The organism is Raoultella sp. T31 (assembly GCF_002806725.1).
Taxonomy (GTDB): Bacteria; Pseudomonadota; Gammaproteobacteria; order Enterobacterales; family Enterobacteriaceae; genus Klebsiella; species Klebsiella electrica.
This window is the reverse complement of the sequence record NZ_PIBO01000017.1, coordinates 52395-64800: the sequence shown is the minus strand read 5'-3', so window position 1 is coordinate 64800 and position 12406 is coordinate 52395. Positions and strand designations below refer to the sequence as shown.

Here is a 12406-nt window from a genome sequence, read left to right as displayed (position 1 = left end):
GCTTCAGCATAGCGTAATTTGTGACGAACAGGAGAGCAGCGAAAGAACCGGCACCCGATGGATGCCGGCTAAGGTGAGGATTAATGCAGTTCCGGCCAGTACTCTTTGTTGGCCTCAATCAGGTCGTCAAGAATCGCTTTCGCGACGGATGCGCTCGGCACGGTTTTCGACAGCGTAATCGCCTGCCACAGCTTGTGATAAGAACGATGTTCCCAGGCATCCACCACCAGTTTCTCTACCGCCACCTGCTGGCTCATCATCCCTTTCTGGAAGTTCGGAATATCGCCGACCGTCAGCGGTTCCGGCCCGTTATGGCCGACCAGGCACGGAATTTCCACCATCGCATCGGCATCAAAATTATGGATAGCGCCATTGTTCGGTACGATCAGCAGCATGCGCTCCTGGGTGTTGAAGGCAATGGCGGCCGCCAGATCCACGATGTATGAAGCGTGTTCGTCGATCTCCAGATCGCCGGCGGAAGATTGACCCGCGGCAATAATTGCCCGACAGGCGCTAAAGACATTTTTCTCGCGGTGATCCATCACCTCGTTAGCGCGGGTACGCGCCGGGTTGGAGTGCTCGACGACGTAATCCGGGAACAGGTAATACTTCAGGTAGGTATTCGGCATGGTATCCGGATCCAGCGCCTGCACATCTTTCGCTTTGGCGAAGGTATCGTTCCAGCTGGCCTCGGTATGCGGATCGTTGGAAGGCGGCACATAACCATATTTCGCCACATGTTCGCGCAGTTTCGGCATCAGATCATTGCCCTGCAGATCTTCAATCGACGTCCACCAGCCGAAGTGGTTCAGCCCGTAATAGCGCACCCGCATCTGTTTACGATCTTTGAGGCCGACAATTTGCGCCATGCGCCCTTCAATGCCGATCGGCATATCGCAGATATTGAGGATTTTCGCATTCGGACGCAGGCGACGCGTGGCTTCCGCGACGATGGCCGCCGGGTTGGAGTAGTTCAGCATCCAGGCGTTCGGCGAATATTTTTCCATATAGTCCACCAGCTCGAGCACGCCGCCGATAGAGCGCATGCCGTAGGCGATCCCGCCAGGCCCGCAGGTTTCCTGGCCCAGCACGCCGTGGCGCAGCGGGATTTTTTCATCTTTTTCACGCATCGGATATTTGCCAACACGGATATGCGCCATCACAAAATCCACATCGGTAAAGGCCGCCTGCGGGTCGGTGGTATAGCTGAACTCAATTTCCGGCGCCTGCTCTTTAAGAATCACTTTACACGCTTCGGCGATGGTCTCCTGACGCGCGCCGTCGTTGTCATAAAATTTCAGTGCGCGCAGCGGGAAACGGTCCTGGTTTGCTAACAACATCAATACGATACCTGGTGTGAATGTACTGCCGCCGCCTGCGATAACAACTGAGAATTTTTTCATGATACTGCCTCCGTCATGGTGGTTTGTTCGGTCTGTAGAGAATTTTTCATCAGGGATTCCAGCTGGTCGCGAACCTGGGGAACATGCAGGCCGACGATGACCTGAATCCCGTTGCCGCGGCGCACCACCCCGTGAGCGCCCAGCGCTTTAAAGACGTCGTCGCTTTGTGTTTTCGCCATATCGATTAGCGTGATACGAAGTCGGGTGGCGCAGTTGTTGACGCATTCGATATTGCTTGCGCCGCCCAGCGCCTGCAGAAAGCCAGCGGCCTGACCCGAGTTGGATACCGCGGCGCCCGCCGCACTTGTCTTGCCACGAGCGGCCTGGTAATCCGCCTTGCTGTAGAGTTTGATTTCACTCGCTTCGCGGCCCGGCGTCTTCAGATTGAAATGCACTATCAGGGCGCGGAAGATAACGAAGTAGATAGCGGTGAAGCACACTCCGATGCCTATCTGGATGAACATCATCGAGGCATGGTTGTGAAACATCGGGATCCAGTTTTGCGGCAGGAACTGGTCAAGCAGACCACCGCCGAAGTTGCCGACGACCCCGCACATATACATCACCGTCGCCATCGTGGCCGCCAGCACCGCGTGCACGGCAAACAGCAGCGGCGAGATAAACAGGAAGGTGAATTCCAGCGGTTCGGTAATCCCCACCAGCATGGCGGTCAGCGTCGCCGGAATCAGCAATCCGGCCACTTTGACGCGGTTTTCCGGCGCGGCGGTGAAATAGAGCGCCAGCGCAATCCCGACCGAGCCAAAGACCTTGGCGTTGCCGTGCAGGGCGAAACCGCCTTCCGGGAACAGGGCTTTCAGCGGTTCGGTACTCTGGCTGAACTCCTGCAGATGCTGTGCCCAGTAGACCTGGAGACCGCCTTCCACCACCGCCGGGCCAAAAATAAACGGTCCGTAGACAAAGTGATGCAGGCCGGTGGGAATCAGAATGCGCTCAAGGAAAATATAGACCCAGACCCCTAACGCCCCGGCAGAGCGTAAAAAAGCCTGCAGCGATTCAATGCCCATCTGCACCTTTGGCCACCCCAGCAGCGTTAACCAGGCGCAGGGGATCATCACCAGGAAGGCAACGATAACGACAAATGAAGAGCCCTGGAAAATACCGAGGAACACCGGCAGCGGTTTATCAAAATAGCGGTTATGCAGGGCGGTGACGATCCCGGAAATCACGATCGCGCCGATGATACTGGTATCCAGCGTTTTAATGCCGGCAATCATCGTCAGGCCGCTGCCGGCCGTGGGATCGGCAGAAAAATCGACGCCGAAAAAATGGCCCCAGGTCATCCCCATGGCGTTGATGAAGTAGTTCCACGTCAGGAAACTCACCAGCACGGCAAGGCAAGCTCGCCCCTGCGCCTGCTTCGCGAGGCCAATCGGTAAGCCGACGGCGAAAATCAGCGGCATGTTACGAAATACCGTCCAGCCGCCTTCTTCAATAATGTGAACAATCTGAGCAAATAAGCTATCGGGTGCAGTGAGCGCTTCGCCGACAAACATCGGGTTGCGCAGCATAATGGCAATACCCACCACGATCCCGGCGAAAGGAAACAGTAAAACCGGGGTAAACATGGCGCCGCCAAAGCGTTGTATTTGACTGAGCATTTTAAAATCCTCATTTAACAACCAGTAGGGTAAGAGGCCTTATTTGTCATGAGTATCGGCCTACAGCGAGAATAGGAATTTACCCGTCCGACAACATGCGATGGCGTTACGATCCGTGATCGCTTTCATGGTTTTAATTCCGCCAATGCTGTCTACTTTTTTAATTAAAAGTAGACATCAGGAATGACGCGGATTAAAACATCAGAATGAATAAATCATATCTTTATCTATTTAATCGTTTTATTTGCAATACACATCGTTAACCGTCCCGTTTAAAAAGTGAAACAGAGGTCTACTGGTGATCTATAAATCTATCGCGGACAGATTGCGCCTGCGGCTGAATTCTTCCGATTTCAATATCGGTAGCCCGCTGCCGGGAGAGAAAAAGCTGGCAGAAGAGTTCGGCGTGGCGCGGATGACAATCCGCAAAGCTATCGAGCTGCTGATTAGCTGGGGGCTGGTGGTTCGCCGCCACGGATCCGGCACCTTTGTCGCCCGCAAAGATGTGCATCACGAGACCACTAACCTCACCGGTCTGGCGGAAGTGTTACGCAAGCAGGGTAAAGAGGTGGTGAGCGAGGTGCTGGTATTCGAAGTCATGCCGGCGCCGCCGGCCATCGCCAGCCAGCTACGGATACAGATTAATGAACGGATCTACTTCTCGCGCCGGGTGCGTTACGTGGACGGCAAACCCCTGATGCTGGAAGACAGCTATATGCCGGTCAAACTGTTCCGTAACCTGTCGCTGGCGCATATGGAAGGGTCAAAATTCGATTACATTGAGAAAGAGTGCGGGATAACCATTAGCGGTAACTATGAAAGCCTGACGCCGGTACTGGCGGACAAGCAGCTGGCCCGGTCGATGAATGTCCCGGAACAGACGCCGCTGCTGCGGATTACTTCGCTTTCCTACAGCGACAGCGGTGAGTTTCTGAACTATTCGGTGATGTTCCGCAATGCCAGTGAATACCAGGTGGACTACCATCTGCGGCGCGTCCACCTGGAGACGCCGTTAACTCATTCCCCAGAACAACACGGCCAGTAGCTGCGGCGTAATGATGCGCAAAAACATCACCAGCGGATAAACCGTGGCATACGAGAGCGCCGCGGCTCCGCTGGTGGCATGCAGGTTGTTGGCGAAAGCCAGCGCCGGAGGGTCGGTCATCGACCCGGCCAGCATGCCGCACAGGGTCAGGTAGTTCATCTTCATCAGCAGTCGTGCCAGAATGCCCGCCGTTAGCAGCGGAATCGCGGTAATAAAAATGCCGTAGGCAATCCAGCTCAGCCCGTCGCCTGCGGTCAGCGTGACGACAAAATCACCGCCGGACTTCAGCCCGACGACCGCCAGGAAGAGCACAATCCCCAGCTCACGGAGCGCAAGGTTGGCGCTCGGCGGCATAAACCAGTAGAGCTTGCCGATACTGCCGATTCGCCCGAGGATCAGCGCCATAATCAGCGGCCCACCGGCGAGCCCCAGCTTTAACGCCACCGGGAAACCGGGAACAAACAGCGGAATAGAGCCCAGTAAAACCCCGAGGCCAATGCCGATAAATACCGGCAGCATCTGTACCTGCTGCAATTTTTGCTGGGCGTTGCCCAGTTCGGCGGCCACCGCATCAATGGCTTCCGGGCGGCCAACCAGGTTAAGAATATCGCCGAACTGCAGGCTGGCATGGCTGCTGGCCACCAGCTCAACCCCGGCGCGATTAAGCCGCGAGATAACCACGTCATAGCGCTGTTTAAAATGCAGGTCGCGGATCCGCTTACCCAGCACCTTCTCATTGGTGACCACCACCCGCTCAACTTTCAAATCCGTGCCGCGGGTTGAAAGCGAAGTAGCAACTTCCTTGCCGATAACCAGCTGCGCGTTGTGCAAATCCTCCGGGCGCCCGACCAGGTGCAGGAGGTCGCCGGTTTGAATTAAGGTCCCCGGTGCCGGCACCATCAGCAGATCGTCACGTTTGAGACGGGAGCAAATCAGCTTATCGCTGTTGAGCATCGGCACGTCCTGAATCGCCATATTGTTCAGGTTCGGGTTTTCAACCCGGACGTTAATCGTTTGCAGAACCGCGTGCCCGTTCCCGCTGCTCTCATCAAACTGCTGGGCCTCTTTTTCGACGTTAACGCGAAAGAACAGACGCATCAGCCACATGGTCAGCAAGATGCCGCAAATACCAAACGGATAGGCCATGGCATAGCTCATCCCCATCTGATCGACCACATCAAACGGTACGCCGAGATCGCGCAGGATTTGCTGCCCGGCCCCCAGCGCCGGCGTATTCGTGACTGCGCCGGAGAAAATACCGAGCACCACCGGCAGCGGGATATCAAAGAGCTTATGCAGCACGGCGGTCACCAGCCCCCCAAGGATGACAATCAGGATGGCAAAGAGATTGAGCCGTAGCCCGGAGACGCGCAGGGAGGCGAAGAACCCCGGCCCCACCTGGATGCCGATGGTATAAACAAAGAGAATCAGGCCAAATTCCTGAATGAAATGCAGCATCGGGCTGCTAAGAGCGATACCCGCCTGGTCCACAAAGTGGCCCACAATAATGCCGCCAAACAGCACGCCGCCAATGCCAAACCCGACGCCGCGAATTTTGACATTGCCGATCCACAATCCGACTACCGCCACCAGCGCCAGAACGCTGACGGTCAATGCTATATCACTCATCGTCTGTTCCCTGTGAATAACATTATCAACACCATGGATTATGGCTTAAGCCTCCGGGCCTGTATGCAGCCTGGCGCACAATAATCGGCGGGTCATCGGAATGACGTATCGACCATGAGACCAGGTTTTCAGGTAAAAAAAAGCCCCGAAAATCGGGGCCTTGTATGCGAAGTCAGCTTAGCTGTCGAGCGCAGGACGCTCGCTGATGGCGATACGCTGCGGGATAACCGCTTCCGGTTCGTTGCGGGTTAAATCAATGTGCAGCAACCCGTTATTGAATGTGGCGCCGGAGACTTCCATATTTTCTGCCAGGGTAAAGCTCAGGCTAAAGGCCTGGCTGACTAACCCCTGGTGCAGCCATTTCGTCTCTTTGTCAGCCTGCTGCGGCGTACCTTTCACGCTCAGGCGCGTCCCTTCCAGCTGAATATCCAGATCTTCCTGACGGAAACCGGCCAGCGCAAGGGTAATGCGATAGTGGTTATCGTCGCTTTTTTCAATGTTATACGGCGGGAAGCCCTGGCTTTCGCTGGTGGTTTGCAGTGCATTGGCCAGTTTGTCAAAACCGATCCATTGACGCAGCAGTGGGGATAAATCGTCGTTACGCATAATGTATTTCTCCTTCTATGAAGCGAGTTGATCTCTGCAAATCCGGTGGATTCGCATCTGCTCCCTGACGGCAAGCAAGTTTGCAAGCGGGCCGCGTGGCGACCCGGATAAAATTAGTTAATTTCGATACGGCGCGGTTTGTCCGCTTGCGGGATCACGCGTTCCAGATCGATATACAGCAGGCCGTTGACCAGGTTTGCGCCGCGGATATGAATATTTTCCGCCAACTGGAATTTGCGCTCAAAATTGCGTTCCGCAATGCCCTGATAGAGATAGGTACGTTCTTTCTGCTCGGCTGCATGGGCGCCTTTGACGACCAGCAAATTATCCTGCGCGGTGATCTCCAGCTCGCTCTCGGCAAAACCGGCCACGGCAATAGCGATGCGGTAATGGTTTTCATCTACCAGCTCGACGTTATACGGAGGGTAGCCGCCATTACTCTGGCTCTGATTGCTTTCTAACAGATTAAAAAGGCGGTCAAAACCAATTGCAGAACGATACAGCGGAGAAAGATCGAAATTACGCATAGTAAAAAGCTCCTGAAGTCAGCGAGAATTTATGACCTTCCATCATGGACAGGTCGTTATTACCCGGAATACCCCGCAGGCGTATCTTCATCGGGTCACATTGCTAAAATGTGGCTCATTCCGTCATTTTCAAGCGCGAAAAACCTTTTTTTTTGCAGTTTCCTGCCGATAGCTTAGACTGGGTGGAAAGCACAAAAAGCAAAATACGATGCCTGCCACAGTGCAGTGCAATAACGCCAGGCATTCATGGAATGGCTCGATATAACCGATATGAAGGTTATCTCAATGCCCGAAACGACGATGGAAAAATGATGAAAAGCGGTCTGTTAAAGCTAATCCTGTTCAGCGGGATGGTAAGTTTGGGCGGTTGCTCCAGCGTGATGTCACATACCGGCGGAAAGGAAGGAACCTATCCGGGAACTCGCGCCAGCGCGGAAATGCTGGGTAGCAGTGATGCCAACTGGGGAACAAAATCCCTGGCCGCACTTGATATGCCCTTCACCGCGGTGATGGACACGCTGCTGCTGCCGTGGGATATGTTCCGTACCGACAGCTCGATAAAATCGCGCGTCGAGAAAAGTGAGAAAAGCTCGCTGGCGACCAACGCCGTGATTCCACCGGCGGCAATGCCAGCGCCCTGATCTAAACCCCGACGCCGGTTATCCACAGCTGGCGATAGCCATTCACATCTTGCATCCAGGCAAGGTGTTTCCCGTCCGGAGAAAACACCACGGCATCCGCCGAAGGCGGGTTTTCATGATCGGCAGTCAAAAATGTAATTTCACCGCTCCGGGCATGACAGATAGCCATGCGGTTATCCAGCACAAATCCCAGCCACTCCCCTGACGGGTGCCAGTTAAACGCCGATTGAATATCGTTAACATTGTGAGTCAGCTGCCGCAGATCGCGCCCCTGGGGGGAAATCAGCCATAGCTGCACCACACCCGCCTCGTCGCGCATCAGGAAGGCAATCTGCGTCGCCTGCGGGTTGGTCCGTACCCAGTGCCGCGGCGTATTGACCAGCCCCGGATAGCGTCGATGGTGAGTGAATGTTAAACGCCGCTGCATGACTCCGGCCGGCGGTGCTGGCATGGTGGTCTCCGTACCGGCCAGCGGCGCCTCGCCCTGTTGCTTCCAGCCCTGCTCGCTCTGCGGCAACGCCACAATAAACAGCTCAGGGATTCTGGCGCCATTGCTCGACAGCGTATCGCCGATAAATGCCAGCGCATGGTTCCCCACCCAACCCTCTTCGTATGCGCGGTTTATCTCATCGCTACCCGGCACCGGCGTCGGCGTTGTCCGGCTGACCAGAACGCTCCAGTGGCTGCCGCCATATTCACGCGGATGCTGCCCGTCCGGCGTGACCGGGCCATAAGGGGTCGCAACGCCGACGTTTCGCAGGTCAAGGGAGGCCGCGCGTTGGTGCAGGACATGATCGTTATAGGTAAAGCTGACGAACTGCCCGTTTGGGCTATAGACATGAACATGACTGCCGCCGCGCAGCGCGCCCGGCGTATACGGCGCGGTGATATCCATCGCATCAAGGTTGTGCGCCACGCCCTGGTATGTCACCACGCCGCGACGATGGTGGAAATCATACTGCCAGTTTTCATCCGGGTGTTCCGGACCGTGTATAAAGACGTATTTATCCATCGCAGGATGAACGGTCACCACGCCGACATGAGCCCCGTGTTGCGCAGCATAGAGAATTTCGACGGCCCCGGTTTGCACATTGACCCGTTCAATCGTCTTCCCGGTAAAGGAGGCGCCCGACGGACGGACGTCAAAGGCCAGCCACTGGCTGTCCGCAGTCCAGGTTTGCGTATTGGTTAGCTGATGATGGCGGGGAGCAAAGGTGACTTGTTTCATAGAGATACCCTGATGCGCAACGTTCGCATCAGGGTATAGCATCGGACAGAATTAACCTACACGTTTAACATCGCCCACCGGCAGGATACAGGACAGCGCGCCCGGCAATGCGACCGCGGCGATAAAGAGAAAACGGATGTGCGGATCGGCGTGCGATGAGGCAAAACACGGCCTGAGGGGTTCATGTTATGCATCATCAAAGCGGAGTCAGGCCCGAGAACACCGGGCCTGAAGAGCAGGTCAGGATAAAACGTACTTCTCAATCGCCCAGGCCACACCATCTTCAAGGTTCGATTTGGTAATGAAGTTAGCGGCTTCCTTCACCGTCGGAATCGCGTTATCCATCGCCACGCCAACGCCGGCAAACTCAATCATCGCAATGTCGTTTTCCTGATCGCCAATCGCCATGATCTCGTCCTGCCTGATATTCAACGCATCGGCCAGGGACTTCACGCCGGTCCCTTTATTGACGCGTTTATCGAGGATTTCGAGGAAGTACGGCGCGCTTTTCAGCACGGTGTACTTCTCTTTGACTTCCGCCGGAATACGGGCGATAGCCTGGTCAAGGATGACCGGCTCATCGATCATCATCACCTTCAGCAGCTGGATATTCGGGTCCATATTTTCGGCTTCGCAGAAAACCAGCGGAATCGTCGCCACGTAGGACTCATGCACCGTGTAGTAGCTCACATCGCGGTTCGCGGTATACAGCGTATTACGATCGAGAGCATGGAAGTGAGAGCCGACATCGCGGGAAAGTTGTTCGAGATAGCGGTAGTCATCATAGCTCAGCGCGGTTTGCGCCACGGTGCTGCCGTCGCTTGCTTTCTGCACTAATGCGCCGTTGTAGGTGATGCAGTAGTCTCCCGGCTGCTCCATATGCAGCTCTTTCAGATAGCTGTGCACACCGGCATACGGACGGCCGGTGGTGAGCACGACGTTGACGCCGCGCGTGCGCGCCGCAGCAATCGCGGTTTTAACCGCAGGAGAGATGGTATGGTCTGGCAGCAGCAGCGTACCGTCCATATCAATTGCAATCAGTTTAATAGCCATGAGATCCCCAGGTAAGATGAGTCCTGGGCCATGCTAACGCGATTCCGCTCAAAAAACAGCAACAGAAGCAGGGGAAAACGAGGATAGGATCGCAATAAGGGATTCCTCTTTTAGACCCGAGGAATCCCCGCATAGTGAAGCCAGGCGCCCTGTCCGGGCAACATATTCCGCAGCCCCGGCCAGCATCGCGCCACCGGGGAGCAGCGGATGAGCTTAGATATCGATATTCGCCGCTTTCAGGGCGTTTTCTTCGATAAAGGCGCGGCGCGGTTCCACGGCATCGCCCATCAGGGTGGTGAACAGCTGATCGGCAGCAATCGCATCCTTCACCGTCACGCGCAGCATACGACGGCTATCCGGATCCATGGTGGTTTCCCACAGCTGATCCGGGTTCATCTCGCCCAGCCCTTTATAGCGCTGGATAGCGAGGCCACGACGGGACTCTTTCACCAGCCAGTCCAGCGCCTGCTCGAAGCTGGCCACCGGCTGACGGCGTTCACCACGTTCGATAAACGCGTCATCTTCGATAAGCCCACGCAGTTTCTCGCCCAGCGTGCAAATACGACGATACTCGCCGCCGGTGACAAACTCGTGATCCAGCGGATAGTCGGTGTCCACGCCGTGGGTACGCACGCGGATAACCGGTTCGAACAGATGCAGCCCGGCATTTTCGTGAACATCGAATTTCCACAGGCTGCCGTGCTGCTCTTTCTCATTGAGATCGGTCACCAGCGCATTCACCCAGCGGGTTACGGTCTGCTCATCAGACAGATCGGCTTCGTTCAACGTCGGTTGGTAAACCAGCTCTTTCAGCAGCGCTTTCGGGAAGCGACGTTCCATGCGAACAATCATTTTCTGCGTCGCATTGAACTCAGCAACCAGTTTCTCTAACGATTCGCCCGCCAGGGCCGGAGCGCTGGCGTTGGTGTGCAGCGTTGCGCCATCCAGGGCTATCGAGATCTGGTATTGATCCATCGCTTCATCGTCTTTGATGTACTGTTCCTGCTTGCCTTTCTTCACTTTGTACAGCGGCGGCTGTGCAATGTAGACATGGCCACGTTCAACAATTTCCGGCATCTGACGGTAGAAGAAGGTCAACAGCAGGGTACGAATGTGCGAGCCGTCGACGTCCGCATCGGTCATGATGATGATGCTGTGATAACGCAGTTTATCCGGGTTGTACTCGTCGCGCCCGATGCCGCAGCCAAGCGCGGTAATCAGCGTCGCCACTTCCTGAGAAGAGAGCATTTTATCGAAGCGGGCTTTCTCGACGTTGAGGATTTTACCCTTCAGCGGCAGGATTGCCTGGTTCTTACGGTTACGGCCCTGTTTCGCAGAACCGCCCGCCGAGTCCCCTTCCACGAGGTACAGTTCGGAGAGCGCCGGGTCGCGTTCCTGGCAGTCTGCCAGTTTGCCCGGCAGGCCAGCCAGGTCCAGCGCGCCTTTACGGCGGGTCATTTCACGCGCACGACGCGCGGCTTCACGCGCACGGGCCGCATCAATAATTTTGCCGACCACGATTTTGGCGTCAGACGGGTTTTCCAGCAGATATTCATTCAGCAGTTCGTTCATCTGCTGCTCTACCGCCGATTTCACCTCAGAAGAGACCAACTTGTCTTTGGTCTGTGAGGAGAACTTGGGATCCGGAACCTTCACGGAAACTACGGCAATCAGACCTTCACGCGCATCGTCACCGGTGGCGCTGACCTTCGCTTTTTTGCTGTAGCCTTCTTTATCCATGTAGGCGTTCAGGGTACGGGTCATCGCGGCACGGAAACCGGCCAGGTGCGTACCGCCGTCGCGCTGGGGAATGTTGTTGGTAAAGCAGTAGATGTTTTCCTGGAAACCATCGTTCCACTGCAGTGCGACTTCCACGCCAATACCGTCTTTTTCGGTGGAGAAGTAGAAGATATTCGGGTGGATCGGCGTTTTGTTCTTGTTGAGATACTCAACGAACGCCTTGATGCCGCCTTCGTAGTGGAAATGGTCTTCTTTACCGTCACGCTTGTCGCGCAGGCGGATAGACACCCCGGAGTTGAGGAATGACAGCTCACGCAGGCGTTTTGCCAGGATTTCGTATTCGAATTCGATGACGTTAGTGAAGGTTTCATAGCTCGGCCAGAAACGCACCATGGTACCGGTTTTTTCGGTATCACCGGTTACGGCCAGCGGCGCCTGTGGTACGCCGTGGGCGTAGAGCTGGCGGTGAATCTTGTTGTCGCGCTGAATCACCAGCTCCAGTTTCTGTGACAGGGCGTTAACCACCGAGACGCCCACGCCGTGCAGACCACCGGAGACTTTATAGGAGTTATCATCAAATTTACCGCCTGCGTGCAGCACGGTCATGATGACTTCCGCTGCCGATACGCCCTCTTCCGGGTGAATACCTGTCGGAATACCGCGGCCATCATCCTGTACGGAGACGGAGTTATCGCTATGGATAGTGACAACGATGTCTTTACAGTAACCTGCGAGCGCTTCGTCGATAGCGTTATCCACAACCTCGAATACCATGTGGTGCAGACCGGTGCCGTCATCCGTGTCGCCGATATACATACCCGGGCGCTTACGCACCGCATCCAGCCCTTTCAGGACTTTGATACTGGAGGAGTCATAAGAATTCGACATCAACGTTTCTCGCTCATTTAAACTTAA

General features: G+C 55.5%; 10 protein-coding genes and 1 other annotated feature. Of the genes, 2 read left to right on the top strand and 8 right to left on the bottom strand.

Going from position 1 to position 12406, the window contains the following annotated elements; translation table 11 throughout:
- Positions 1-80 precede the first annotated feature (80 nt).
- Both CWM52_RS13680 and CWM52_RS13675 read right to left on the bottom strand, forming a co-directional pair.
- Positions 81-1403, bottom strand: a complete 1323-nt coding sequence (locus tag CWM52_RS13680) for a 6-phospho-alpha-glucosidase (RefSeq protein WP_100684604.1) — start codon at positions 1401-1403, stop codon at positions 81-83.
- Positions 1400-3022, bottom strand: coding sequence for an alpha-glucoside-specific PTS transporter subunit IIBC (locus tag CWM52_RS13675; protein WP_100684603.1), 1623 nt, complete (start codon positions 3020-3022; stop codon positions 1400-1402). Before CWM52_RS13675 ends, CWM52_RS13680 begins: the two co-directional genes overlap by 4 nt.
- Before the next feature lie 298 nt (positions 3023-3320).
- Between CWM52_RS13675 and CWM52_RS13670 the strand changes: the two genes are divergently transcribed.
- A complete protein-coding gene (locus tag CWM52_RS13670) occupies positions 3321-4067 on the top strand; it encodes a GntR family transcriptional regulator (RefSeq protein WP_100684602.1) in 747 nt (248 codons plus the stop codon).
- Here CWM52_RS13670 and CWM52_RS13665 read toward each other — a convergent pair.
- The 3 genes from CWM52_RS13665 to ibpA form a co-directional block, all read right to left on the bottom strand.
- Entirely contained in the window at positions 4035-5696 is a 1662-nt protein-coding gene (locus tag CWM52_RS13665) for a putative transporter (RefSeq protein WP_100684601.1), read from the bottom strand. The genes CWM52_RS13670 and CWM52_RS13665 overlap by 33 nt on opposite strands.
- A gap of 177 nt (positions 5697-5873) precedes the next feature.
- A complete protein-coding gene (gene ibpB / locus CWM52_RS13660) occupies positions 5874-6302 on the bottom strand; it encodes a small heat shock chaperone IbpB (protein WP_100684600.1) in 429 nt (142 codons plus the stop codon).
- Between the two features lie 113 nt (positions 6303-6415).
- Positions 6416-6829, bottom strand: coding sequence for a small heat shock chaperone IbpA (gene ibpA / locus CWM52_RS13655; RefSeq protein ID WP_100684599.1), 414 nt, complete (start codon positions 6827-6829; stop codon positions 6416-6418).
- Positions 6823-6896 (bottom strand) — a sequence feature (ROSE (Repression Of Heat Shock gene Expression) occurs in the 5'-region of heat shock genes and acts as an RNA thermometer to modulate expression.). Its footprint overlaps the gene before it by 7 nt.
- Before the next feature lie 241 nt (positions 6897-7137).
- Between ibpA and CWM52_RS13650 the strand changes: the two genes are divergently transcribed.
- A complete protein-coding gene (locus CWM52_RS13650) occupies positions 7138-7470 on the top strand; it encodes a YceK/YidQ family lipoprotein (protein WP_100684628.1) in 333 nt (110 codons plus the stop codon).
- Position 7471: 1 nt separating this feature from the next.
- Here the strand turns inward: CWM52_RS13650 and CWM52_RS13645 are convergent, their stop codons facing one another.
- The 3 genes from CWM52_RS13645 to gyrB form a co-directional block, all read right to left on the bottom strand.
- On the bottom strand, positions 7472-8698 hold the full coding sequence (locus CWM52_RS13645; RefSeq protein ID WP_100684598.1) for a DUF3748 domain-containing protein: 1227 nt from the start codon (positions 8696-8698) through the stop codon (positions 7472-7474).
- A 240-nt stretch (positions 8699-8938) separates the two neighbouring features.
- Positions 8939-9751, bottom strand: a complete 813-nt coding sequence (yidA, locus tag CWM52_RS13640; protein WP_100684597.1) for a sugar-phosphatase — start codon at positions 9749-9751, stop codon at positions 8939-8941.
- Between the two features lie 213 nt (positions 9752-9964).
- Positions 9965-12379, bottom strand: a complete 2415-nt coding sequence (gyrB, locus tag CWM52_RS13635) for a DNA topoisomerase (ATP-hydrolyzing) subunit B (protein ID WP_100684596.1) — start codon at positions 12377-12379, stop codon at positions 9965-9967.
- Positions 12380-12406 lie beyond the last annotated feature (27 nt).